This is a genomic window from Enterobacter sp. Lyrl_3, from assembly GCF_051948675.1.
Lineage (GTDB): Bacteria > Pseudomonadota > Gammaproteobacteria > Enterobacterales > Enterobacteriaceae > Enterobacter > Enterobacter cloacae.
Genome location: NZ_JAYJLI010000009.1, coordinates 1 through 23,250 on the forward strand (window position 1 = coordinate 1; position 23,250 = coordinate 23,250).

Below are 23,250 nucleotides of genomic sequence, written 5' to 3' on the forward strand. Positions count from 1 at the left end.
TGGTCCGTTGAACTGATTTGCACGCCGAGGTATCGCTGAGACACGCAGCCGGTGAGCAAACACGACAACGCCAGACAAAGCATCAGCGTTCGCATATCAGTTTCCTTTGCAGACCTGGCTTTCGCCGGGATTGGTATCGATGCAAGCGGAGCCGTTCGGATACGTCACCACCACTGTATTGTTAGGTTGCACCTCGGCGTTGGTAATGCCCTGACCTTTCGCGCCATTTACGTGGGTGAACGACACAGCAGAACAGGCGGCCATTGATGCAATAGCCGCCACCAGCAGCCCGTTAATCAACAGGCGCCTGTTTTTCTTCTTCATGTAATTCCTTACCGGAAATAAAAAAAGCCGCGCAGATGCGCAGCCTCAGGATGGGTAGCCAGAACCTGTCTGGCGGCAGATTCCCTCATTTGATATTGTGACGTTGCGAAAGTAACCATATCAATTTAGAGGTAATTTTGTGGTAAATGCAGACATTGAAAACACACTGGATCGGCTACTGATCACTGCGATTTTCGATTTTTTAGATGATGAGGCAAAGAAATCCGTTCTGGCTTCAGTGCACGAAATGATTGATCGCTCCACCTATGATGATAGGTCTACTCTGGAATATGACGAACAGGTTGAGCGCCTTGAACTCCTGCGCGAGCGATTGAATGCGCGATTGCCAGAAAGCCGCGAGTGGTCTCGTGAGTTCCTGCTAAATCGTTATTAGACGGCATAACCCAGCCAGGCGGACGCGTATCCGCCTGACAATATGCCTGATAAAGCGCGGAAACTATTCCAACCATCAACCGGGTATTGCCCGGGTCGTTCCACCATTCGCCACTGAAATCGTTGCGTTTCTCAGCATCGAATTCCCAGACTTTTGTGCCGTCGTTATTGATCACCTGAACTTTCATCACGGTCTCCAGAAACGAGAAAACCCGCCGAAGCGGGTTTGATTTGGGTACAACTTGTCGAGCTTGTGGAGAAGATTAGGCCAAAATTATTCAGATATCAACCAAATGGTAATTATCAAAGCTTATTTTTAGTAAGATAATCTTTTAACCTGCGGTCATAAAACGCCTTCCGCTCCTGAAGTTTGGTGATAAATTCATCAACCTCTTCGTCAGGTAATGCGTCCAGCAAATCGATGACTCGCTGCTGTCTGGCCGTCAACTCCACCGCGCTAACCTCTGGAACATCGAATGGCTTATCCAAATACTTATCTGGCATGCCATAGTCGCGTTCTAACCTGCGAGCGGCTTTCTCACCAATGGATTTACCATTAATGACCTGGGATATGTAGCTTGCATCTTTGTCGGGGTATTTGCCGTCGGCAAACCACTCCTTCAAACGACGTCTTCTGATCTCTTTTTCTTCCATATAGCAATTTTAATTAGCATTAAATAAAGAGGCAATCCATTTACTTATTAACCAAAACTAACTAAAATTAATTACCTAATAAGCAAAGGAGTATTTATGCAGTTACAACACTATGTAGCCTCTCTTGATCGTGGTGGAGTCTCCAAGCTGGCAGTTCAGCTTGGCGTAACCGTCTCGTTTCTATCACAAATGTCTTCAGGTTATACGCGCATCCCACCATCGCGTGCTTTGGCAATCGAGGAAGCAACAAATGGCCTCGTCACCCGGCGCGAACTTTTGCCAAACGACTGGCAACGCTACTGGCTTGAAGAAGAACTTGAGTTTACCGCGCAAAAAAGGTCGGAGGTTGAACAACCATGATCAACAGCACTATTGCTAACTCAGCCTTGTCGGCATGGAGTCAGGAAATTACTCAAGAACGTGCGACGATACTGATAACAGAAGAGTTTCTCCGACTGCCTTCGAGGCCGGATCTTGCGTTGCATCAAATAACCTTTCCCGACGGGACAGTTGATCACAGAGCATTACGTAAAAACAGAATCAACATCTTCCAGCGCTGGCGAAAATGCGAAACGGATGAGCAGCAGGCCAAGTTTGAAGCGTTAATTCCGATGATCACAGCAGCCATTGAGAAAGACAATCCAGACCTGCATAAGCAATTCACTGCCGGCAATAGCATCGAATATTTAGTTTCGCGCCTTCTAAAGGAGAGTACGGATGCAGTAAAGGCGTCTCTGCTCGGTGCACCGCTGCTTGATTTCGAACGTGAATGTGACGAAGCAGAATCCGCAATAAATGATTTACGGTTGGCATACCGCCAACAGCGCCAGAGACATGACCACTGACCACAGCTTAAGCAACACTTGTAACGCTATTAGCGTTACACAAACGAGGTTTATATGGCAGCTAACTGGATAAAGGTCGAGGTTATTACACCTGATAAACCAGAAATTTTCAGGCTGGCCGAGATTTTGAAGATTGATCCCGACGCTGTTTTGGGAAAAGCAATTCGTTTTTGGGTTTGGGCCGATCAACAAACCATTGATGGTAACGCTAATAGCGTTACAAAAAACGCAATTGATCGCGTCGCTTTCATGAGTGGGTTCGCTGACGCCCTGATTACTGTCGGTTGGCTGCATGAAAGTAATGGTTACCTAACCCTACCCAACTTTGATCGACATAACGGTGAAAGCTCTAAAAAACGGGCACTTACAAACAGAAGAGTGTCTGAACACCGCAAACAGAAACCAAAAAGTAACGCAAAGAGCGTTACAAATGGAGAACGAAAAACGTTACCAGAGGAAGAGGAAGAGGAAGAGGAAGATATAAAAGAGAGAGAGCATAACGCGCGCGATCAGCTTGTGGATAACTCTGTTCCATCTGAACAAAAGCGATTTCGAATGCACCCGGAATGGCAACCGTCCCCGGGGTCTGTCCGAACGTGCGCTGGAATGGGGGATTAATCTCCACATAACCGCCCCCTTCACCAGCGCCCAGTTGTGCCAGTTTTGCAGCTACTGGATGTGTGAGGATGTGATGAAATATCACACTCAGTGGGAAATGACCTTCGCCAAAAGCTTAGAGCATCAGGCGATAAAGAAACTGAATGAGACATGACCAATGACCAACGAAGTGTTTAGTACAGGGGAGTTTTTCGCCCCTGCCCCTAACGACCTGGTGGATAACCTGATGGGCAGGTATTACCTTGAACGCCAGAAAATAGAGTCACTGGCAGCGATTCTGAGCGACAAAGATGCCCACGTAGCCGTAGACCATTTCCTGAATGGAAATCAGCGCGACGAGCGTTACAGAAGCCTACGCAACGTCAACGAGCTTTTCGAAAAAGAAGGCGCCATCGCACATCTGAACGCCAGCTACTGGCAACAGGCACTCCTGCTAACCGATGTTTTGGACGTCATGCCCGCTAAGCGCCGTGAAGAGTGGAACGACAGCATTCGCCAGATGAATACCCCTGAATTCGAGGAAGAAACCGTACGCGCGACGATAGTGGACATGCTTAATTCCCGCACGAAATTCTTTGGCGAGCGTGTTGATGGCATTTTTCGGGCTCTTTCAGGTGAACACGTCACGAACCGGCCAGAAGGTTTCAACAAGCGAATGATACTGTCAGGTGTTTATGATCAGTGGGGTATGACGAATTACCGCATGGTCAACTATGTGCAGGATCTTCGACAAGTTATTGCGAAATTTATGGGGAGACCGGAACCCTCTTATGAACTGACCAATAAAGCCCTTAAAGCTGCTCGCGATTATCCAGGTGAGTGGATGCCAATTGACGGCGGGGAACTTCGAGTTCGCGCATATCTAAAGGGTACTGCGCATTTTGAGGTGCATCCTAAAATTGCATGGCGGCTCAACTGCATTCTTGCCAGTCTTTATCCGGCGGCAATACCTCCAGCTTTCCGAAGTAAACCGACGAAAAAAATTAAAAATTTTGTTTTGATGGACAACGTTCTCCCAGTGCAGGTCTTGCAGGATCTTTGTAGCCTGGAAATCGGAGAATACCGTCCGATTCAGCGATACAAATGGGAAGATCCGATTGAGCCAAAAACCCGTAACCCATTTAACCGCGTTTTTCGAGGGTATGGCTCAACAGATGACCGTTACGTCAGGCAGGAGTCTGAACGAATCCTGTCATCTATCGGCGGTACGCGTTTTACATCGGGGAACTGGTCATGGTGGGAATTTGAGTATGATCCGACCCGTGTCCTTGCTGAAATTATTGCTTCCGGCTGTGTCCCTGACGATAAAAGCCATCAGTTTTATCCAACACCGCCGGAACTGGCAGAACACTGTGTCAAGCTTGCATGTATCGAGCCGGGGCATACATGCCTTGAACCTAGCGCCGGACATGGTGGACTGGCAGATTACATGCCCACCGAGCAAACAATTTGTGTCGAAATATCGCCCCTCAAATGCCAAATTCTGGACAGTAAGGGGTTCCGTGTCTACGAAGCAGATTTTTTGAAATGGGCAGCGAATGGTGGATGCTTTGACCGGATAGTGATGAACCCACCATTTAGCGATGGCCGCGCCCTGCTCCACCTTCAGGCAGCCGCTACTCTGACTAAAACGGGTTCAAAAATCGTGGCCGTACTACCTGCAGGGATGCGTAACAAAGATGTTTTACCGGATGAATGGAACTGCACTTGGTCAGAACCACGTTCTGGCGAGTTCGCTGGAACCAGCGTATCAGTAACAATTCTGATCGCAGAACGGCAATGGAAGAAGTGATATGAGACTGAAATACGCCATCACAATCGGCGATCCGAAATCAGCGCAGATCGTTGCTATACAAGCCCGTTCGACAGGCGAAAGTCATCTGAACCGCGAAGATATCGTTACCTCCTTGGGGTTGACTCAAGCACGCTCCCGGGCAGGACTTTCTTTAATTTATGCGAAATATACAAAAGACCGATTTTCCGCGGAAAGTGCTCTTGCTGAACTGCAGCGCTACGCGGCATCGATCACAGATAAGTATTTTCCGTCAAAAAAACCAGAAGGGTTTTGCGCTGCAGTTTCGGTTATCTCTATCCTTGCTTTGGAGGAATATTGTCGAACAGCAGACACCCCAGGGGCAAAGTGCCGCTGTGGTGGAAAAGGCGAGGTGCGAGATCTCAAAAGTTCGCGAATGAAAGGCCGCCCAATTCAAATGCCCTGCCCCCGCTGCCACGGAACAGGGCTGAAACCTCTAACGCGCAGTCGGTGCCATCACGCGATTTTAAAACATTGCTCAGTTTCACAATCTACTTTTTCAAGGTACTGGAACCCCTTCTATGACGACCTTCTCAATTGGTGCCTACAGCAAGAATCGAACGCAGAGGCCAGCTACAACTGGATAACTAGCCTCAATCCGTTAACCCTGGAATCAAGCGGGTAACCCATCTGAAAAATCATTCTCAAGCTAATGCTTACCAATTTCAACTAACGGGGTTACCTATGAAATTATTAAGATTTTTTTTCCATAAAGTCTTAGATACCAAGGTGCAGCAGTCGGAAGCAGTCCCCAACATCAGCGAAGAAGAATTTGCAGAGTTGATCAAAAACCCTGCAAGGATTTCCTCTCGCATGGTCAGGAAAGTAGTTTTAAATGGTCTCCTGCGACTTGAGAAAGAGGGATATGACCCTTTTTCAGATGGTGAAGACACCAACAACAAAACAACCAAAAGGTAATATATTTACCTTTTCTACTAAATTTACCTTTACTAAACGGTAAAAATTGCTAAGATAACCTCATAGTAAATTTTCACTATGAGGTTCACCAAATGGAAATCATCATCCTGGACGAGCAGTCCGAAGTTGTAGAAATCATCAACGAGCCTGATCAGACCTCTGCGATCATGGCAGCCCAGGCAGCAGTCCTTGAGGCAGCTCTCCACGGTAAAAAATTCACCGCTGTAAACGAAGACGGCGAAAGCGTTCTCTCAGAAGAGTATGCCGCCCTCCTCCCTGCTGACACGCAGGCAAACCCTGATGTGAAATTTCACGGATATCAGACCGATGTGCTTGGCGACAAGCTGCCGACCTTTTCCGGCGCTTTCTAACCAGAACCACCGACAGAGACATGACCAAATGACCAATTCAATGACCAAAATCGAAACACTGAAAATTGCAATCAGCCGCACCAAACACGGCGTTACGCGTATCAATGATGTGGTGCGCGACGTTAACACGGTATGGGTGGAAGCTGGCGAACCATACCCGCTTCCATACGACGAGTACAAACGCCGTGCCTGGTTACTGGCTGACCTTGAACGCATGCTGGCGCAGCTGGTTGACGAAGCCCATGCTGAAGCCCTGGAAGAATACGATGCCCGTAACACCTTATACGTTTACGCACCTGACGACGCTGCCCGTGAAGTATGGGACCAGATGACTCCAATTGAGCAGACTGTTTCTGTAGAACTTCGCCATACCGAAGCATTGGAAATGAATCGTCTTTTCAATATGCGTGCTGCAAGTGATGACCGTCCCCAGCGCCTGGCTAAAGAAACTGGTTTTCCGGTTCTAACATGTCTTAAAGAATTGATTGCCGAAGAAGGTGATTACTTCGCCGCCCTGGAAAGATTACAGCAGATCGTTTCTGACGCGCACGCCGAAGCAGTGGAGGAAGACCACCGTTTCAATTGGTTGCATAACCGCTGGTGTCTCTTCCACTCCAGTTCGCGGCAACAGCAGGAAGAAATTATTGGAGTTGCCTGGGAACAGGCCCGCCACATCATCGAAGCCGAAGAGGAATATAACGCCCATAGGCAGTGGAAGCTTGAAGCAATATGGAAACATACCCATCGCGATTATAAAGGAGAGAGTGACGGAGTTCGTTCTATTCTCGTGTGCCGCAACGGAACGATTTCGGTACCGCTGGAAGCTCTAACAGATATAGAAATAGAACAGCGCTCATCAATGTGGCAACGGAATAAATAAAGCGAATTTTATGGTGTGGTGAATGCGGCTATGCGCACGCGGCTCAGTTAAAAGCGATATCACCATTATCAGTTGGATTAGTGCCAAATAAATTTGTTAACTGGATTTATTTACCGGGAGGCACCCGGCACCACACCGACAAAATTCGTTTAATTAAACAGAGACATGACCAGTGAACCCTAATATTAATAGTCACAGTGACTGGATGCGCCAGCCTGCCAGTCAACAGGCACTACAGCTACCTATCTTTTGGGCTCTAGTACGACGCCTGTGCTACATGCTGGCTCAGAAGGGAGACCCGACGTTATGAAAATTAAGTGCGCATATCACGGTTGTAAGAAAGAAATTGAGAAAGAAGACGCTGTGAAATCAGTTCTCATTTATCGAAATGGCCGTAATACAGCGAAAGAAGAACGTGAATATTGCAGTAGTCGTTGCGCCGAACACGACCAAATGGCGCACGAAGGTTAATTAAAGTTTCCCGAAAGGGGCAATAATAACAGCGAGAAGAGACCGACACCCTGACGGTCGCGAGCTTTCGGAGACCTGTTATTCATTGCGATATCTGAAAGCATCAAATAATTGGTGTTTTCCGATGTTTCAAAAAATGTGTGCCAGCAATGGCATGGAATTCTATTACCTAAAACGAGGTTTATTATGCGTAGCATTTCCGTAGAACTGAAAACCATTAATACAGTTTTCCCAACTGTAGCAGAAGTGACAATTGACAAAGTACCTGCTGGTTATATTTGCGAAAACAAAGAAGCGAACCGCGAAAATAAACCGCAATCCATCGTACTGCTTAATGGTGAAACCCTGGGTGATTACTGCTGCATTGAGCACGCGGCGAAGGCTTTAGCAAAACACCATTGCGGTGACGAAGGCGTTTATGTCAGTTCGAAAGACGCCGGGGGTCTTGGCCCATTGGGGATTCTTCTGATGGCGGCGCTCATGGCTACGAATGAAAAAAGCCCGCACTAAGGCGGGCTGTTTCCCGGCTTTACATCCCGGCGATGCTGAGGTGGGCGACCAAACCCACCGACAGAGACATGACCACTAACCACCGCGAGGCGATCAATGGACGCCTCCATTCTACACGGAATGAGGAAAAAAGTAATGAGCGAAGCAAAACCGTATTTTATTAACCTCAAGGCCAAAAAGCAGAGCGGCGAACCGCATGCCGTTTTCTGGGAAACCGCGAAAACTGAATCCCGCGCCCTGCGCGATGCAGAGAACGCGCTCGAGGATGCGGAAAAAGACCCGGCCAACTATTTCAAGGCGGTTGTGACAAACTTCCCCGTCGTGAACGAGCTGCCGCCGGAAGGCGAGATAAGTTTCACCTTCTGTGACTTTTACCAGCTCGCGGATGACGGTATGACCTGGCAGCAAATCCCCGGCGTTACCCTACCCGCTCACCCGGGCGAAAAGGTTGTGGATGGTACCGACACAACTATCGTTGACGGCGTGGATACTTCCACTGGTGAGATCGTCGATGAACAGGCTCTGAATGAGGCTGGCACCATGCCAGAAAGCAACCCGGACCTGAAGATCGACGAAGGCGACGACGAAGACACACGTTACCCGATCGTTCAAATGTCGTTCCGCAAGCAGCTGCTGTCACAGCTTACGTCTGAAGCGCACCGCTACCACCTCACGCAGGCTGAATATCATGAAATCGCCCGACTGGAAATGGACACTGATAACGGGTATGTCCAGAACCTGCTTCTGTCAGCCGCCAGCGTAGAAAAAATTCAGCAGTTGGACATGCCGTTTTTGTGGAAATACACCAAAGCAGTCAGAGACGTTTTCGATATGGAAAAACGTCACGAACTTGCACTGGTGTTGAAGTTCACGCAGGTATGGGCTGGCACATCACATCTTGATCGTGGCCTCCTGGTTAAAGAATGGGTGAAAGGAAATCGTGTGAGTGAGATCAACCGTACCCCATCCGGCGCGAACGCTGGCGGCGGTATTAAGTCTGACCGACTCACCCCACTGACGAAGACCGGCCGTGATTACGAAATCGCTTTGGGTCTGCTTGCTCGCCAATTTGAGTTCGATATTTATTCCCCGTCACTTGAAGTTGACGCGAAAGCAAACGCCATCATGAATCTCAACTGGTCTGATGAAGGTGATGTTCTCGATGAGTACCTTGCCACCTGCAAAATTTTCGACGATATGCCTGGCGGCATGGACTACTCCCGGGCCTGCAATGTTGCAACTGTCAAAACCACGCCCCAGGGACTCTGGAGAGACCACATCAAACACCTCGAGTACCTTAACCGCGTTATGACCGAGACCGATCACGCCCATCCGGATGAACTGCTGGTTGATATTGCCTGTGGTCGTTCTTCTTTGCCTATGCCGATGACGGGCACTGCTAAAGAGCAATCGACAGAAAACGCCTCAAATGAAGTAGAAAAAACGGAAGTGGAGACCACCAGCGATGTGCAAGTACAAACGACTGACCGTGATGAAGAACAGGCTGGTGCTGCGCTGCAACCGGGCGAAGACGTACTGCCGCCAGGCAAAAGCACTGGCAGCGATTGCGTGGCGCCTACCGTAACCAGCAACGCCGAAATTCTCGCAGCAGCCGCACCACACCTGGCCGACCAGAATCTGTCCGATGCAAACCAGAATGCCGCATCGTCCAGCCAAAACAGCGAATCTGTTAACCAGATCGAGCCAGAAATGGCCGAAACCACACCAGAAGCGCCGCAGATCGAACCAGAACAGCAATGGCCTGCCCGTTTCGAACCGGGCCGCTATGAGAACGTGCCGAACGATGTGTATCACTCGGCCAACGGCATCAGCTCTACCCAGGTAAAAGATGCGCGGATCAGCCTAATGTACTACCACGGCCGACACGTCACCAGGGTCATCCCCCGCCAGGACAGTCAGGCCTTCCTTTTTGGCCGCGTGGCTCACTGTCTGGTGCTGGAGCCAGAAAAATTCTTTGATGAATATGCTGTACCGACTGAAATGCCAAAAGATGTGGTTTCCACCGCTGTTGATATGACTGCGATCATCAAAGAGTACAACGCCAGCCTGCCAGCACTGATGACAACTGAGGAACTGAAGGCATGGATTGAGGACTACAACGGCAGCCTGACCCCGCCACTCCCTCTGAGCGGCAGCGCGGATGAAATCGCAAATCTGTATATGTCCCTCCCTGCCGACCACCAGCGAATTCAAGAAGAAACAAAACCGACAGCATCTGCCATGAAAGCCTGCATCAAAGAGTACAACGCCAGCCTGCCGCCGTTACTGAAGACCAGTGGCAGCCGCGATCAACTGCTTGATCAGATTGCCACCGTTGCTCCGGAATTTGCTGACGCAGAACGCGCAAAATTCATCCCTTACAACATCAGTGGCACCAAAGAGCAACTGACGGAAATAGTGCGCATTATCCGCCCGGACATTGTTACCGCTGACGAATGGCAGAAGCAACAGGAAGAGGCTTTCAGGGGCAGAACAGTCATCAGCCAGGACATGTACCAGATGGCAAAAAATATTAATGATGCGCTTCAGGCGGATCCAGATGCCAGTTGGCTGCTCAACCATCCGGAACGCAAATCTGAGGTCAGTTATTTCGGCTTTGACGAAGATACCGGGCTTGAGATCCGGGTTCGCCCCGATATTGAGATCCGCCTTCCGGCATACCTCGACAGTATCTGCGCCGACTTGAAAACACTCAACCTGGGTTATGTGCCACAGGACAGACTGAAAGCCCGTCTGCACCGGGAGATTATTGAGCGTGGTTACCATATCAGCGCCGCAATGTACTGCGATGTTGCAAAGCTGAACGCCTTCGCCTGGATTTTCGTCAACAAAGACCCCGGCTATCACTGGGTTGCAGTTGTCTATGCCTCCGTCGAAATGCTGGAGCTTGGCCGCAAGGAATACCGCAGGTTTTTACACCTGATCAATGAGGCAACCTTTAGCGGGAAATGGCCTGCGCCAATCGTCGGTAAATACGTCGATGAACTTAACGACTATGACATTAGTCGCCTTGATGCATTAAATGAGATGAAGCTGGAGGATTGGGCATGAACACACAGGTAACTAACCCATTTGGCAACCGTGAGAGCCAGGGCAAACCTGGCGGGGCTCTCGCCGTTGAACAGGAGCGTGCTATTCAGGAGGTGCAGGCATCACTGGTTATCGCCAAGCGCTTCCCACGCGACCCGATTGCAGCAATGGACAGGATCATCCAGGCGTGCACCCGCCAGACCCTCGCTGATTCCGCCCTGTACAGTTATAGCCGCGGCGGTGCTGAGGTTACGGGCCCAAGCATTCGTCTGGCTGAGGCAATAGCACAGAACTGGGGCAACATTCAGTTCGGTATTCGCGAACTGGAACAGCGCAACGGCGTATCTGTTGTTGAAGCATTCGCCTGGGATGTCGAGACCAATACCAGACAGGTAAAAACCTTCGCTGTTCCCCACGTTCGGGATACGAAGAAAGGGAAAAAGGCACTCACCGAAGCTCGCGACGTTTATGAAGTTGTGGCTAACCAGGGGGCTCGTCGTCTGCGAGCCTGTATTCTGGGGGTAATTCCCGGCGATGTGACGGAGGCCGCCGTCCGTCAGTGTGAGATAACGCAAAGCTCAACTGTCGATGTTTCAGCAGAAAATATCAAAAAATTACTGAGCACATTTCTGAGCGAGTTCGGCGTCACGCAGGGGCAAATCGAAAAGCGGATCCAGCGACGCATGGAGTCAATCAGACCAGCGCAGTTCCTGCAATTACGCAAGATTTATCAGAGCATGCGCGATGGTATGTCCGCCGCAGAAGACTGGTTCGAAGCTGATGGCTCGACTCCTGCACCTGCTCCCGTTTCTACGACTTCCGCTGGCCCGGAAGATAACACCCCGACACAGGAAGCGGTGGAAGAAAAGCCGGTCAGTAAATTCCGTCAGAATGCTGTAACCCGCATCGAGAAGATGTTTAAAGACCTCCCGAAACCGGGGGAACCGGAAGCCGCCGCTCAGCTCTCAGCACTGGAATACGCACTCAACGCTGCAAAAGTCCATCTCGGCGAACTGCACGAAACGTACAGCATCCGGCTAAACGACATGAAACCTGAATACATCGGCGCATAACGGAGGCTGGCGGTCACCGACCGCCTGATTTAAACGATGGCAAGAGCATTATCACCAGCGCAAAAATCAGCATGTATCAAAACAATCATTCGCCTCACTCGTCAATCTGGTCGTCTGACCGTGAGGGATGCTTCAGCAATTCTCGGACTGCATCGTACAACCACCGAGAAATATTTCCGTGCAGCTGTGAGCACGGGCGAAGTCGTTCGCTACGGCAAACTTGGCTTGTTTCGGGATCAGCGAGCAACCATCGACTTCGATTTGGAGCGCTTCAGTTATTCCCCAAAATCCCCCCTGTCTGGTTTACCTCCGCTGAGTAACAGCGGTGTCTATTCCCGCGTTATCAATATTCACGGAGCAATGTTATGTCAAAAGTGAAACTGAAAATCTCTGAGTTAACCGGAATCGCCCTGGACTACGCCGTAGACCGGGCGGTGAATGGCAAAAAATACGGCGAGGCATTTTCTATTATCCGTGCCTCAGGTGATGGATTCCGCCCCACTTCGAGCTGGAAACTCTGTGGTGCACTGATGGAAACCCACTCTATTAGCTGTTATCGCCAGATGGATCACTTTACTGGTGAAGCCCTTCATTGGGTAGGAGTGAACGAAAGAGAGTTTGCCGGGAAACGTCTGGGATGCATTGCTGACGACCCAAGAACAGCTATATGTCGAGCAATCGCTTCATCACTTGGCGGCGAGATCGACATTCCGCTTGAGCTGTTGAAAAGCAAAGGAGATGCAAAGTGAATATTGAACAGGCAAAAAAAGATCTTCTGGAGGCTTTATCTGGCCCAGGGGGGAAGAATTGGGGCTACGGCCCTGCAGTTCAGACCGTGCTGCAAGCTTTGGCGGATTCCCAGAAACAACTTTTAGAACTGGAGACCAGAGGGTTCTCGTTAGCCGTGTCGGATGTCCTTGCCGAACGCCGCCGTCAGGTCACATCAGAGGGCTATACACACGAACAGGACGACCGCTACACCGATGGAGAGCTGAGAGAGGCTGCTGCATGTTACATCGTTGCTGAAGGTTCCCCTGGCCTCGTTCCAGAATTATGGCCATGGCCTGCCACATACTGGAAACCAACTTACCTTCGTCGTGATTTGGTGAAAGCCGGTGCCCTGATTCTGGCTGATATTGAGCGTCTCGACCGACAAACCGCACTCCGTGAGGCAACCAAATGAAAGAGCGCGGCATGATATTCAACGGCGAGATGGTCCGCGCCATTCTCGACGGGCGGAAGACTCAGACTCGGCGGCCTGTTAATCCACAACCGGAATTAACTGCAGGTTCAGGTTTTTCATGGAAAGGCTGGGTTTATGGTTCAGGCTCGACAGACCGAGAGACAAACAAAAATTTTGCGCATGTTGCCTGCCCGCACGGTAAACCCGGTGATCGCATATGGGTGCGAGAAACCTTCTCCTGTATCGGGAATGAAGACGGACATCCTGTGGATGCAGAAGGCAATCTTTGCAGCAGAGAGGACGCTCAGCGCATTTACCGGGCCAGCGCAATACAGAAACCGCGTAATTACGGGATTTGGACATCTCCAGACGGGTTCGATTTCGAAGGCACCTGGACACCATCAATCCATATGCCGCGCTGGGCAAGCCGTATTGTACTGGAAATCACAGGGGTCCGGGTTGAACGGCTGAACAGCATTAGCGATGCCGATTGTATCGCTGAAGGAATCATTCCTGTTCCAAAAGACCGTGACGACGACCACCAGTTCTGGCGCGATTATCGACTCAGCGGCGACGGTACTTTTTGCGTGCACAGCCCGCGGGAGTCTTTCGAATCTTTATGGAAATCGGTACGCGGTAAATCCTTCGAGCAAGAAGAAGATACCGGGCCGGGCAGTTGGCAAGCAAACCCATGGGTCTGGGTTATCGAATTTAAACGTATCGAGGAAAAATCATGAAAAACCAAGATTGGAAATCAGTAGCAGAATTACCAACTATCGAACGTGGCGAGTGTTTCGAATGCTGGGTTGCAGTCTCCTTTGAAGAACGCATGGGGAGGCGTAGTTGGGAAGAAAAATTTAACTTCCCTCAGGAGACGGTCATCAAATTGTCCTGGCTCAACGCAGAACTTACGGATGCCGAACTTGAGGTGTTCGAAGAGGAAGGAGAACTGCCAGCAGAAGCGCCTGGCGCGCTGGACTGGTGGACTAACGAAGACGGCGAGCACGCAAACTTTACCGGGTGGATTGACTTTATCGGCGGCGATGAAGGCCGGTACCGCTATTGCATTCAAGAGGATGACGGGTATTTCCCTCGCGGCGATTTTGCAGGCCGTTTCAAAATTCTTGCGTGGCAGCCCGTCGTCACCCCTGATTTCCCTTCTGAATTTAGTCTGACCAAATAAGATGGAGACGCCCCGTCAGGGGCGTACAGAGACATGACCAAATACAAAATTACCGCCACCGTGATCAAACCGGGGAACTGTCCAACTAACTGGACTCGGTTTTCTGAGAAAAAAATGACAAAAGACGAGTGCGAAAAATTCCTCTCGGTCAGCAAAGAGGCCGGCGTCTCGCATGAAGCAAAAGTGACGCTGAAAAATTTCAAGTGCGTTAGGGCTGGTGCCTAATGGATGCATCATTGAATTACGCCATTCAGCGCATTGTTGAGCTGGAATCTATGCTGCTGCCGGACGTGCCTGAAACCGTATGACCCGCCGAGGTAGAGGTTGTCTTTTCCCAATGCGGCGACGTTGATCCTCTACCCGCGCACCACCAGCGTCGCCTGAAGCATCACATCAACCGCATGTGGCTGGAAAAGGTTCCAGCCCCCTCTATCCTCACCGCCGCGCGTTCACTGCGCGAAGCCATGGAGAAATACGCGTGAACGAAATTATCGTTGATAACTTTGCCGGTGCCGGCGGTGCCAGCACCGGGATCGAAATGGCGATTGGCCGCAGCGTGGATATCGCCATCAATCACGACCTGAATGCCGTAGCGATGCATACGACAAACCACCCCAACACCCTTCACTACTGCGAATCGGTGTTTGACGTTAAGCCCAGGGTGGCGATAGCCGGGCGCAAAGTTGGTCTCGCCTGGTTCTCACCCGATTGCCGCCATTTTTCAAAGGCAAAGGGAGCGAAGCCCGTCGAGAAAGAGATACGCGGCCTCGCCTGGATTGTGCTGCGCTGGGCGTTGGACGTCCGCCCGCGGGTTGGCATGCTGGAGAACGTTTCAGAATTCCAGACGTGGGGCCCGCTGCTGGCAGCCGAGATGCGCCCGGATCCAGAACGAGTTGGCGAAACATTCCAGGCGTTCGTCGGCATGCTGACAACTGGTATTGCAGCTGATCACCCGGCGCTTGCGGAGTGCTGTGAATTTCTGAAAATTTCCACGGATAGCGAGCAGGCGCAGCAGCTCGTCAACGGTCTGGGTTATGCAGTCGAGTATCGAGAGCTGCGTGCCTGTGACTATGGCACTCCCACCATCCGTAAACGGTTCTTCATGGTCATGCGCTGCGACGGGCGTCCGATCGCCTGGCCGAAGATAACTCACGGCGACCCGGCAACGGCAGCGGTCAAATCTGGCATACTGAAACCTTGGCGCTCAGCAGCAGAGTGCATCGACTGGTCGATCCCCTGCCCGTCAATTTTTGGCAGAAAAAAACCGCTGGCGGTTAACACCATGCGTCGAATTGCCCGCGGCATCCAGCGCTACGTCAAAGGCACCAAAAAACCGTTCATCGTTAAATGCAACCACACGGGCGCAGGCTATGACGTGTTTCGCGGACAGGATATTCAGGATCCACTGCAGACCATCACGAAAAAGCACGGCTACGCCGTCGTCGTCCCGCATCTGACAAAGTTCCGCACCGGAGCTACCGGGCAGCCCGTTACGGCACCAGCTCCCACCATCACGGCTGGAACATCCGTTCGCCCCGGCGGGAACGGGCACGCGCTCGGCATTGCTACTGCAGTCATGACCCCATTGATTGCCGGGAACGGTGGAAGCGAATATCAGGCGAAGCCGCGGCCAATGACAAAACCATCCCATACAATCCTTAAGCAATCGCGGGCCTGCGTAGTAGCGCCAGTGATCACCCGGCAATTCGGTAACAGCACCGGGCACCGCGCCGATTCTCCGATTGGCACAATCACTGCCGGAGGCGGCGGAAAAAGCCAGATCACCGCTGCAACGCTCATACAGGTCGGTTATGGGGAGCGCCCCGGGCAAGCACCGCGCGTGCCGGGTCTCGGGAAACCTCTCGGTACCGTCGTGGCCGGCGGAGGAAAGCACGCGGTTGTCGCGGCGCACTTGATCAAGCATTACGGCGGTAATTACCAGGGGGCAGGTATTGGGCTGAATGAACCAGCACACTCTGTAACGACTGTCGATCATCACGCATTAATAACCGCGCAGCTGATGGTCAACAACACAGGGCATTCAGGCGGCCCACTTAACGATCCATCGCATACAGTTACAACCGGGAATCACCACGCGCTTGTGACCTCGCATCTGGTCAAACTGCGCGGCACCTGCCGCGACGGGCAGCGCACTGATGAGCCTGCGCCAACAGTAACGGCTGGCGGTCTGCACCTGGGCAACATCGAAACCATGCTGGCTGCGGATGATGCTGATTACCCGCACGCCGCTAATGTACGCGATTTCCTGCGCGAATACCTGGGTGATGAAGCATCCGAATTTGTGGATGTGGACGGTGTGATTTACCGGATCGTCGATATCGGGATGCGCATGCTGCAGCCACATGAGCTGTACCTGTGCCAGGGTTTCCCGAAATGGTACATCATCGACCGGGACTACCTCGGCAACCGCTACCCGAAAGACAAGCAGGTGGCCCGCTGCGGAAACGCGGTACCGCCTCAGTTCGCCGAAGCCCTTGTACGTGCGAACCTGCCGGAAATGTGCGTTGAACGTCAGGACCAGGCGGCATGAAAAAAGACACCTGCATGTTCTGCGGCGAACCGGCCACCCTGCTCTGTGACGGTTTGATCGGCTGGGATGCTGATGAGGACGAAAACGAGATGATGCAAAAATGCAGGGGAATGTTCACCTGTGACGCACCTATGTGCCGCAGCTGCGCGACGTGGCACGGCAATCTGTTTTTTGAGGGTAAGGCGCGGGGAATGGACACAAAGGACCTGTGCCCTATCTGCCAGAAACTGCACGATATCAGGCAACCCATACGGGTCGCAGAGCACCGAAAGGACAGCGCCCTACCGGAACCCTGCCTGACAAAAGAGGAAGCTGCGCGGATCCGCGCGGCTCATTGGGCGGGATTTTCAAACGAATACACGAAAAGTGTGAAAGTGATTGAGGGAGGTGGAAAGCAAACCTTTGATTTCTGAGCTTGATTATTCTTGTTCAACCCCCGCCGCAGGTTTGCCGTTAAAGTTTGCGGCGGTTATGCAGAGACATGACCAAATGACCACAATTATTTTCAATGAAGAATGGATAGCTGAAGCAGGACTCGCAAAGAAGACGGGTCTAACTGAAGGCCAAATTAAAAGTTATCGGATGAATTTATGGGTCGAGGGTGTTCACTTCAAGCACCTTACGGCTCGCGGTGAAACCGATAAATCCAATGGTTTGCTTTGGTACAACTATCCTAAGATTAACGAACTGGTGAGGGATGCGTAATGGATTTTCCGACGGGAGTCGAATTGCATAATGGAAAAATCAGGATCTCTTTCACTTATCGCGGCACTCGTTGCCGCGAAGTTCTTAAAGGCTGGGCAGTGACCCAGAGTAACGTTCGCAAGGCCGGAAATCTTCGTGCGCTTATTGTCAGTGAAATACAGCTTGGACAGTTCGACTACGCTGCCAGATTTCCCGAATCCAAGGCGCTGACAAAATTTTCCAGCACTAAGCGTATTACGACATTTCAAGAATTAACGGATATATTTAAAGAGACAAAAGCACTCGATGTAGCAGCCTCTTCAATGAATTCAATTAATTCTTCCATCAATACGTTATTACGCGTGGTTGGTGGTAACACCTATATTTCAGATATACAGCATGTAGACATTCTGAACTATCGCAAAATTTTACTTACTGGCGAAGTGATTAACCCAGGAAAGCCCTACCTCAGCAAAACCGGACGAGCGCCTTCGACGGTTAACCTTCTCATGAGCCTACTTTCTGAAATGCTGAAGTTAGCGAGGCGAAGCAAGTTTATATCCCACGCCCCCTATAAAGGGATTGCTCACCTGAAAGTTTCCAGGAAGCGTCCAGATCCGTTAGGTGTGGACGAATACCAGCAGCTCATATCTGCGATGCCGGAAAAACACCGTCTAATATGGATCATCGCCGTTCATACTGGATTAAGGCACGGTGAGTTGTGCGCCCTTTCCTGGAGCGATATTGATCTGGTGAAAGGCGAAATCCATGTGTCCAGAAACCTTACGGATAAAGGCCTCTTTGTTCCACCGAAAACGGACGCAGGAATACGCACTGTCACCCTGCTTCAGCCAGCTCTTGATGCTCTAAAAAGGCAATTTGAGGTAACCGGACATCTCGAAAAAAGAGAGATCTGCTTCCATCACCGTGAGCACGGCATGACGGAACGCCAGGATCTCCGTTTCGTGTTCGTTCCGCACAATGCCGGGGAAAAGGGACATTTTTCAAAGTCGGCCATTTCTTACGGCTGGCGCCGGGGCATGGAGAAATCCGGTATCCGCGAGCGCCATCCCTATCAGTCGCGGCACACCTACGCTTGCTGGACGCTTGCGGCCGGAGCTAACCCCTCTTTTATCGCGAGTCAGATGGGTCATGAAAACGCCAAAATGGTTTATGAAGTTTATTCGAGATGGATCAGTGATAACGACAATGATCAGGTGAACATGCTGAATGCACGTATGCCAACGTCTTTGCCCCCAAGCTGCCCCAAAGCTAGGTTTACGCTGAAAAAAGTTGTATAGTGAGAGTTACTTACAAACACTTAACATATAAAGGAGGCCAATTATGCTGTACTGTGAAATTTTCAATTTTTCACATGCATTTGGTGATCGCACCAGCTCAAGCGTTATCGGTATCGTGCTGCGATAACTTCTGCTTGAGCGAAGACACCAACCCCTGAAATCCCTTCTCTCGGGCTTACTGAGTTATCGTCAGCGATGTTTGACGAGGCATAAACATGCCTGTAACTCTTGGGTAAGCAACAATGAGCACTTTACTCACTGCACAATCTTTACGTGTTGATACGGCGTTTGGCACGCTCTTCGACTCCCTCTCCTTTACGCTGAAAAAAGGCGACCGCATTGGCCTGCTGGGCGACAACGGCTGCGGCAAAAGTACGCTGCTGAAGGTGCTGGACGGCACAGATTCTCCCGCTGCCGGAAGCGTCGCGCTGGCCGGACACTGTCTGATGGCGCGCGTTGAGCAACATCTGCCAGAAGCCATTTATCCTCTGACCATGCTGGATGCCGTGCTGGCGCAACTGCCCACGACTGAGCGCGAGAGCCTGCGCTGGAAAGCAGAAACGCTGCTGGCAGGTATGGGCTTTACGCCGCAGGACATGGCCTTAACGTCGGCGACGCTGAGCGGCGGGCAACACACGCGTCTCCTGCTCGCGCGGGCGTTGATCGGCGAGCCGGATCTGTTACTGCTGGACGAGCCGAGCAACCACCTCGATTTGCCTACCATGCTCTGGCTGGAGCAGTTTTTACAGAACTGGTCCGGCAGCTTTGTACTGGTCTCGCACGACAGGCAGTTGCTGGATGCCGTCACCAACGGCAGCTGGATCCTGCGCGATAAGATGTTGCACTACTTCGCCCTTCCCTGCACCGCCGCGCGCCAGGCGCTGGTGGCGAAAGACGAAAGCGATGCGCTTCGGCATAAGGCGGAGCAAAAGGAGATCGACCGCGTAACCGCCAGTGCCAGACGGCTGGCCACCTGGGGCAAGGTCTACGATAACGAAGATCTGGCCCGCAAAGCCAAACAGATGGAAAAACAGGTCGAGCGGCTAAAGGAGTGCCAGACAGAGCTCACGGCAGGCAGTCCGTGGACGTTAACCCTGCGTGGTGATGCCCTGCGGGCGGACCGACTGCTGGAGATGGAAAACCTCGGCGTACCGCCTGCACCTGGGTTGCCCGATCTATTTCACGTCGACATTGCGCGGCTTAAAAGTGGCGATCGCGTGGCTATCGTCGGGCGTAACGGCTGCGGCAAATCATCGCTGATGAAGCTCATCTGGCGGCATTTCTCAGGTGAACCGTCAGAGGCTGGGCTAAAACTCCATCCTCGCGTGTCGCCAGGCTATTACGACCAGACGCTGAATCAGCTTCCGGATGAGGCAACGATCTTCGACGCGCTGGAGCCTTTTGCGCCAGCGCCACAGGATCGCAAGATGGCGCTTATCAGCGCCGGGTTCCCGTGGGCGCGTCACGGGCAAAAGGTCAGCACCCTCAGCGGCGGGGAGCGTTCGCGCCTGCTGTTTGTCGGCCTGACGCTTGCCCGTTATAGCCTGCTGATGCTGGATGAGCCTACCAACCACCTGGACATGGAAGGCAAAGAGGCGCTGGCCACTACCCTGCAACAGTTTGACGGCGGAGTGCTGCTGGTCAGCCATGACCGGCAGCTGATCGCCCAAAGCTGCAATCGCTTCTGGCTGATTGAGGACGGTTTGCTTAGCGAATGGCATGACGCCGAAGCGGTGTTCGAACGGCTGCGTGAACGCACAAGCCTGATGGCGTCGTCGGCGTCACCCGCAGTCGCGGATGTTAAAGCGCAAGCCTCGGACGATCTGCTTGAAAGGCTGATCGCACTGGAAACGCTACTGGCAGAAGACCTGGCGCGTAAGCCTAAGCATCAGAAACCACATCTGCAGGTGCAATGGCGCAAAGAGATTGAGGTGATAGAAGCAAAACTGTAGATCTGTGCCCGGCGAGCTTCTCGCCGGGCCAGTGAATTCCCCCCTAATTATTAGAGGATCGCTGTATTCTTAATCTGAAATCGCATCAATTGGTGACATTATGTTGCCGCCGCCTTGCATAACTCTTCTAAACTATTAATCCTTAAGTAGTATTCCCCTGCGATACACATACCCATTAAAAACAAGGAGAAACCTATGAAGGCTGCTGTTGTTACACAGGATCATCAGGTCAATGTTACCGAAAAAACCTTACGCCCACTGAAGCACGGCGAAGCCCTGCTCAAAATGGAGTGCTGTGGCGTTTGCCATACTGACCTCCATGTCAAAAATGGCGATTTCGGTGATAAAACCGGTGTGATCCTGGGCCACGAAGGGATTGGGATCGTGAAAGAAGTTGGGCCTGGCGTGACGTCACTGAACGTCGGCGACCGTGCAAGCGTCGCGTGGTTCTTTGAGGGCTGCGGCCACTGTGAATACTGTAATACCGGCAACGAAACCCTGTGCCGCGATGTGAAAAACGCCGGTTATTCCGTTGATGGCGGCATGGCTGAAGAGTGCATTGTCACCGCGGATTACGCGGTAAAAGTGCCTGACGGGCTGGATTCCGCTGCGGCCAGCAGCATAACCTGTGCCGGCGTCACCACTTACAAAGCGGTAAAAGTCTCCCATATCAAGCCGGGCCAGTGGATTGCGATCTACGGCCTGGGCGGACTGGGTAACCTCGCGCTGCAGTATGCGAAAAACGTCTTCAACGCCAAAGTCATCGCCCTTGACGTTAACGACGAACAGCTGAAGCTGGCTGCAAGCATGGGGGCGGATTTAACCATCAACTCCCGCAGCGAAGATGCCGCTAAAATCGTGCAGGAAAAAACCGGCGGCGCGCATGCGGCTGTGGTAACCGCGGTCGCGAAAGCAGCGTTTAACTCGGCGGTGGACGCGGTGCGTGCCGGTGGTCGCGTGGTGGCCGTTGGCCTGCCGCCGGAAGCCATGAGCCTTGATATCCCCCGTCTGGTGCTGGACGGTATCCAGGTGCTCGGCTCGCTGGTTGGTACCCGTCAGGATCTGCAGGAAGCATTCCAGTTCGCTGCCGAAGGCAAAGTGGTGCCAAAAGTGACAATGCGCCCGCTGGAAGATATCAATGCCATCTTCAAAGAGATGGAACAGGGCCAGATCCGCGGCCGTATGGTGATTGATTTACGCTCGTAACGGTCCGTTCCCGCTAACCGCTCCGTTTATGGGGCGGTTTTTTATGACCACATTCCGGCACTCAGGCCAGCGCACGAGCATCAGACTGAGCCCGCCGGGCGCGCAGATAGCCATACACCAGCAGCGCGCTCATCGCCAGGAAGGATAATATCGCCGCCGGTAGCGTGACATAGCTCCAGCTAAAACCGAGCGTAATCATCATTCCGCCAAAATAAGCACCAATCGCACTGCCCAGGTTAAAGGCCATCTGCCCGCCTGCGGCACCAAGCATTTCCCCTCCTTTCGCATTTTGCAGCAGCAGAATTTGCAGTGGTGCAGAGAGTGCGAACAGCCCGGCACAGCAGATGAACCCCATCACCAGCGACGCGGTTTTCTGTTCACCAAAGGCGAAAAGCAATAACAGTGAGGCGACAATCACCATATCGGTGGTGGCAGCAATACGCAGCGGGCTGAAACGACCCGATAGTTTCCCGCTCAGCAGGTTACCCAGCACCATGCCGAAGCCCATCAACATCATGATGATCGTCATCAACCCCTCGGAGAAGCCAGAGACATTGACCATAAACGGCTTCACAAAACTGAACCACGCAAAAACGCCAGCGTTGCCAAACATGGTGGCAGCGAAAATCAGCCACGGTTCCGGTTTTTTCAGGAAGTGAAACTGCTCGGTGAGTTTTATTTCTGATGCGTCATGAAGGTTTGGTACCCACACCAGCACCGAGAGGATCACCAGCGCGTCAAACAGGGCTATCAGGAAAAAGGTATAACGCCAGTTGAATGTATGCCCCAGCCAGGTTCCAAACGGAACCCCCACCAGATTCGCCACGGTCATCCCGGCGATCATCCCCGCCACGGCCACCGTCACCTTACCCGGTGGCGCTATTTTCGAGAGGATAATCGCCCCCACGCCGAAAATTGCGCCGTGCGGGAACCCCGAGATTAAGCGCCCTGCCGCCAGCCAAAAATAGGATGTGGAAAAGGTAAACATCGCGTTACCCACCGCACATAGGGCAACCAGAAACAGCAGCGTGGTTTTTAACGAGAACTTACTGGAAAACAGCGCCACAATCGGCGCGCCAATCACCACGCCAAAGGCGTAAAACGAAATCATATTTCCGGCGGAGGGAATGGAAATACCGGTATCATGCGCCAGTTCCGTCAGGACACCCATAATACCAAATTCAGCCATGCCCAGGCCAAACGTGCTAAGGGCTAACGAGAAAATTGTATTTTTCATACCACAACCACGAGTGAAAATTCGCAGCGGGC

27 protein-coding genes and 2 pseudogenes are annotated in these 23,250 nt (G+C 51.9%); 25 read left to right on the plus strand and 4 right to left on the minus strand.

The window, feature by feature from the left end; translation table 11 throughout:
• Positions 1-96: 96 nt before the first annotated feature.
• The 3 genes from VF709_RS16185 to VF709_RS16195 all read right to left on the minus strand — a co-directional run bounded on the left by VF709_RS16185 (position 97) and on the right by VF709_RS16195 (position 1,371).
• The gene (locus VF709_RS16185; RefSeq protein WP_440231906.1) at positions 97-324 is read right to left on the minus strand and encodes a hypothetical protein; all 228 of its coding nucleotides are present in this window, start codon (positions 322-324) and stop codon (positions 97-99) included.
• A gap of 278 nt (positions 325-602) precedes the next feature.
• On the minus strand, positions 603-905 hold the full coding sequence (locus VF709_RS16190; protein ID WP_440231907.1) for a hypothetical protein: 303 nt from the start codon (positions 903-905) through the stop codon (positions 603-605).
• Positions 906-1,020: 115 nt separating this feature from the next.
• Positions 1,021-1,371, minus strand: a complete 351-nt coding sequence (locus VF709_RS16195) for a hypothetical protein (RefSeq protein ID WP_440231910.1) — start codon at positions 1,369-1,371, stop codon at positions 1,021-1,023.
• 96 nt (positions 1,372-1,467) lie between these two features.
• Between VF709_RS16195 and VF709_RS16200 the strand changes: the two genes are divergently transcribed.
• From VF709_RS16200 to adhP, 25 genes and pseudogenes are all read left to right on the plus strand, one after another.
• On the plus strand, positions 1,468-1,731 hold the full coding sequence (locus tag VF709_RS16200; protein ID WP_440231911.1) for a transcriptional regulator: 264 nt from the start codon (positions 1,468-1,470) through the stop codon (positions 1,729-1,731).
• Positions 1,728-2,216: a hypothetical protein gene (locus VF709_RS16205; RefSeq protein ID WP_440231913.1), complete on the plus strand. Its 489-nt coding sequence runs from the start codon at positions 1,728-1,730 to the stop codon at positions 2,214-2,216. The genes VF709_RS16200 and VF709_RS16205 overlap by 4 nt, the downstream gene beginning before the upstream one ends.
• Positions 2,217-2,270: 54 nt before the next feature.
• Positions 2,271-2,931 (plus strand): annotated as a pseudogene (locus VF709_RS16210) (DnaT-like ssDNA-binding domain-containing protein); the annotation flags it as partial.
• A 60-nt stretch (positions 2,932-2,991) separates the two neighbouring features.
• Complete coding sequence (locus tag VF709_RS16215; RefSeq protein ID WP_440231914.1) at positions 2,992-4,626, plus strand: DUF4942 domain-containing protein; 1,635 nt, start codon at positions 2,992-2,994, stop codon at positions 4,624-4,626.
• A 1-nt stretch (position 4,627) separates the two neighbouring features.
• Positions 4,628-5,272: an antitermination protein Q gene (locus VF709_RS16220; RefSeq protein ID WP_440231915.1), complete on the plus strand. Its 645-nt coding sequence runs from the start codon at positions 4,628-4,630 to the stop codon at positions 5,270-5,272.
• Between the two features lie 59 nt (positions 5,273-5,331).
• Complete coding sequence (locus tag VF709_RS16225; protein ID WP_440231916.1) at positions 5,332-5,565, plus strand: hypothetical protein; 234 nt, start codon at positions 5,332-5,334, stop codon at positions 5,563-5,565.
• A gap of 92 nt (positions 5,566-5,657) precedes the next feature.
• On the plus strand, positions 5,658-5,936 hold the full coding sequence (locus VF709_RS16230; protein ID WP_440231918.1) for a hypothetical protein: 279 nt from the start codon (positions 5,658-5,660) through the stop codon (positions 5,934-5,936).
• A 40-nt stretch (positions 5,937-5,976) separates the two neighbouring features.
• Positions 5,977-6,816, plus strand: a complete 840-nt coding sequence (locus tag VF709_RS16235; RefSeq protein ID WP_440231919.1) for a hypothetical protein — start codon at positions 5,977-5,979, stop codon at positions 6,814-6,816.
• Between the two features lie 306 nt (positions 6,817-7,122).
• Positions 7,123-7,287 (plus strand): YdaE family protein, encoded by a 165-nt coding sequence (locus VF709_RS16240; protein ID WP_440231921.1) that lies wholly within the window; start codon positions 7,123-7,125, stop codon positions 7,285-7,287.
• Positions 7,288-7,473: 186 nt separating this feature from the next.
• Complete coding sequence (locus VF709_RS16245) at positions 7,474-7,797, plus strand: hypothetical protein (protein ID WP_440231922.1); 324 nt, start codon at positions 7,474-7,476, stop codon at positions 7,795-7,797.
• Positions 7,798-7,932: 135 nt separating this feature from the next.
• Entirely contained in the window at positions 7,933-10,869 is a 2,937-nt protein-coding gene (locus VF709_RS16250) for a RecE family exodeoxyribonuclease (protein WP_440231924.1), read from the plus strand.
• A complete protein-coding gene (locus VF709_RS16255; RefSeq protein WP_440231926.1) occupies positions 10,866-11,921 on the plus strand; it encodes a hypothetical protein in 1,056 nt (351 codons plus the stop codon). Before VF709_RS16250 ends, VF709_RS16255 begins: the two co-directional genes overlap by 4 nt.
• Positions 11,922-11,957: 36 nt before the next feature.
• A complete protein-coding gene (locus VF709_RS16260; RefSeq protein WP_440231927.1) occupies positions 11,958-12,299 on the plus strand; it encodes a DUF977 family protein in 342 nt (113 codons plus the stop codon).
• Positions 12,287-12,670, plus strand: coding sequence for a phage protein NinX family protein (locus VF709_RS16265; RefSeq protein ID WP_440231929.1), 384 nt, complete (start codon positions 12,287-12,289; stop codon positions 12,668-12,670). Before VF709_RS16260 ends, VF709_RS16265 begins: the two co-directional genes overlap by 13 nt.
• The gene (locus VF709_RS16270; RefSeq protein WP_440231930.1) at positions 12,667-13,104 is read left to right on the plus strand and encodes a hypothetical protein; all 438 of its coding nucleotides are present in this window, start codon (positions 12,667-12,669) and stop codon (positions 13,102-13,104) included. Before VF709_RS16265 ends, VF709_RS16270 begins: the two co-directional genes overlap by 4 nt.
• A complete protein-coding gene (locus tag VF709_RS16275; RefSeq protein ID WP_440231932.1) occupies positions 13,101-13,841 on the plus strand; it encodes a hypothetical protein in 741 nt (246 codons plus the stop codon). Before VF709_RS16270 ends, VF709_RS16275 begins: the two co-directional genes overlap by 4 nt.
• Entirely contained in the window at positions 13,838-14,287 is a 450-nt protein-coding gene (locus VF709_RS16280; RefSeq protein ID WP_440231934.1) for a hypothetical protein, read from the plus strand. Before VF709_RS16275 ends, VF709_RS16280 begins: the two co-directional genes overlap by 4 nt.
• Before the next feature lie 33 nt (positions 14,288-14,320).
• Positions 14,321-14,512 (plus strand): DUF1187 family protein, encoded by a 192-nt coding sequence (locus VF709_RS16285; RefSeq protein WP_281853065.1) that lies wholly within the window; start codon positions 14,321-14,323, stop codon positions 14,510-14,512.
• Positions 14,512-14,769 (plus strand): annotated as a pseudogene (locus VF709_RS16290) (hypothetical protein). The gene VF709_RS16285 and the pseudogene VF709_RS16290 overlap by 1 nt, the downstream one beginning before the upstream one ends.
• Positions 14,766-16,838: a DNA cytosine methyltransferase gene (locus tag VF709_RS16295; protein ID WP_440231936.1), complete on the plus strand. Its 2,073-nt coding sequence runs from the start codon at positions 14,766-14,768 to the stop codon at positions 16,836-16,838. The pseudogene VF709_RS16290 and the gene VF709_RS16295 overlap by 4 nt, the downstream one beginning before the upstream one ends.
• The gene (locus VF709_RS16300; protein WP_440231938.1) at positions 16,835-17,251 is read left to right on the plus strand and encodes a hypothetical protein; all 417 of its coding nucleotides are present in this window, start codon (positions 16,835-16,837) and stop codon (positions 17,249-17,251) included. Before VF709_RS16295 ends, VF709_RS16300 begins: the two co-directional genes overlap by 4 nt.
• Before the next feature lie 76 nt (positions 17,252-17,327).
• Positions 17,328-17,543: an excisionase family protein gene (gene xisR / locus VF709_RS16305; RefSeq protein WP_440231981.1), complete on the plus strand. Its 216-nt coding sequence runs from the start codon at positions 17,328-17,330 to the stop codon at positions 17,541-17,543.
• Complete coding sequence (locus VF709_RS16310) at positions 17,543-18,823, plus strand: Arm DNA-binding domain-containing protein (protein ID WP_440231940.1); 1,281 nt, start codon at positions 17,543-17,545, stop codon at positions 18,821-18,823. Before xisR ends, VF709_RS16310 begins: the two co-directional genes overlap by 1 nt.
• A 242-nt stretch (positions 18,824-19,065) precedes the next feature.
• On the plus strand, positions 19,066-20,775 hold the full coding sequence (locus tag VF709_RS16315; RefSeq protein ID WP_114518818.1) for an ABC-F family ATP-binding cassette domain-containing protein: 1,710 nt from the start codon (positions 19,066-19,068) through the stop codon (positions 20,773-20,775).
• Between the two features lie 195 nt (positions 20,776-20,970).
• The gene (gene adhP, locus VF709_RS16320) at positions 20,971-21,981 is read left to right on the plus strand and encodes an alcohol dehydrogenase AdhP (protein ID WP_440231942.1); all 1,011 of its coding nucleotides are present in this window, start codon (positions 20,971-20,973) and stop codon (positions 21,979-21,981) included.
• Positions 21,982-22,042: 61 nt separating this feature from the next.
• Here adhP and araJ read toward each other — a convergent pair whose 3' ends face one another.
• On the minus strand, positions 22,043-23,218 hold the full coding sequence (gene araJ / locus VF709_RS16325; RefSeq protein WP_440231944.1) for an MFS transporter AraJ: 1,176 nt from the start codon (positions 23,216-23,218) through the stop codon (positions 22,043-22,045).
• Between the last annotated feature and the right edge of the window lie 32 nt (positions 23,219-23,250).

What these genes read in the sequence shown, in the direction of transcription:
- VF709_RS16185 (WP_440231906.1), bottom strand. Translation starts at nt 324, where the DNA reads ATGAAGAAGAAAAACAGGCGCCTGTTGATTAACGGGCTGCTGGTGGCG.
- VF709_RS16190 (WP_440231907.1), bottom strand. Translation starts at nt 905, where the DNA reads ATGAAAGTTCAGGTGATCAATAACGACGGCACAAAAGTCTGGGAATTC.
- VF709_RS16195 (WP_440231910.1), bottom strand. Translation starts at nt 1,371, where the DNA reads ATGGAAGAAAAAGAGATCAGAAGACGTCGTTTGAAGGAGTGGTTTGCC.
- VF709_RS16200 (WP_440231911.1), top strand. Translation starts at nt 1,468, where the DNA reads ATGCAGTTACAACACTATGTAGCCTCTCTTGATCGTGGTGGAGTCTCC.
- VF709_RS16205 (WP_440231913.1), top strand. Translation starts at nt 1,728, where the DNA reads ATGATCAACAGCACTATTGCTAACTCAGCCTTGTCGGCATGGAGTCAG.
- VF709_RS16215 (WP_440231914.1), top strand. Translation starts at nt 2,992, where the DNA reads ATGACCAACGAAGTGTTTAGTACAGGGGAGTTTTTCGCCCCTGCCCCT.
- VF709_RS16220 (WP_440231915.1), top strand. Translation starts at nt 4,628, where the DNA reads ATGAGACTGAAATACGCCATCACAATCGGCGATCCGAAATCAGCGCAG.
- VF709_RS16225 (WP_440231916.1), top strand. Translation starts at nt 5,332, where the DNA reads ATGAAATTATTAAGATTTTTTTTCCATAAAGTCTTAGATACCAAGGTG.
- VF709_RS16230 (WP_440231918.1), top strand. Translation starts at nt 5,658, where the DNA reads ATGGAAATCATCATCCTGGACGAGCAGTCCGAAGTTGTAGAAATCATC.
- VF709_RS16235 (WP_440231919.1), top strand. Translation starts at nt 5,977, where the DNA reads ATGACCAAAATCGAAACACTGAAAATTGCAATCAGCCGCACCAAACAC.
- VF709_RS16240 (WP_440231921.1), top strand. Translation starts at nt 7,123, where the DNA reads ATGAAAATTAAGTGCGCATATCACGGTTGTAAGAAAGAAATTGAGAAA.
- VF709_RS16245 (WP_440231922.1), top strand. Translation starts at nt 7,474, where the DNA reads ATGCGTAGCATTTCCGTAGAACTGAAAACCATTAATACAGTTTTCCCA.
- VF709_RS16250 (WP_440231924.1), top strand. Translation starts at nt 7,933, where the DNA reads ATGAGCGAAGCAAAACCGTATTTTATTAACCTCAAGGCCAAAAAGCAG.
- VF709_RS16255 (WP_440231926.1), top strand. Translation starts at nt 10,866, where the DNA reads ATGAACACACAGGTAACTAACCCATTTGGCAACCGTGAGAGCCAGGGC.
- VF709_RS16260 (WP_440231927.1), top strand. Translation starts at nt 11,958, where the DNA reads ATGGCAAGAGCATTATCACCAGCGCAAAAATCAGCATGTATCAAAACA.
- VF709_RS16265 (WP_440231929.1), top strand. Translation starts at nt 12,287, where the DNA reads ATGTCAAAAGTGAAACTGAAAATCTCTGAGTTAACCGGAATCGCCCTG.
- VF709_RS16275 (WP_440231932.1), top strand. Translation starts at nt 13,101, where the DNA reads ATGAAAGAGCGCGGCATGATATTCAACGGCGAGATGGTCCGCGCCATT.
- VF709_RS16280 (WP_440231934.1), top strand. Translation starts at nt 13,838, where the DNA reads ATGAAAAACCAAGATTGGAAATCAGTAGCAGAATTACCAACTATCGAA.
- VF709_RS16285 (WP_281853065.1), top strand. Translation starts at nt 14,321, where the DNA reads ATGACCAAATACAAAATTACCGCCACCGTGATCAAACCGGGGAACTGT.
- VF709_RS16300 (WP_440231938.1), top strand. Translation starts at nt 16,835, where the DNA reads ATGAAAAAAGACACCTGCATGTTCTGCGGCGAACCGGCCACCCTGCTC.
- xisR (WP_440231981.1), top strand. Translation starts at nt 17,328, where the DNA reads ATGACCACAATTATTTTCAATGAAGAATGGATAGCTGAAGCAGGACTC.
- VF709_RS16310 (WP_440231940.1), top strand. Translation starts at nt 17,543, where the DNA reads ATGGATTTTCCGACGGGAGTCGAATTGCATAATGGAAAAATCAGGATC.
- VF709_RS16315 (WP_114518818.1), top strand. Translation starts at nt 19,066, where the DNA reads ATGAGCACTTTACTCACTGCACAATCTTTACGTGTTGATACGGCGTTT.
- adhP (WP_440231942.1), top strand. Translation starts at nt 20,971, where the DNA reads ATGAAGGCTGCTGTTGTTACACAGGATCATCAGGTCAATGTTACCGAA.
- araJ (WP_440231944.1), bottom strand. Translation starts at nt 23,218, where the DNA reads ATGAAAAATACAATTTTCTCGTTAGCCCTTAGCACGTTTGGCCTGGGC.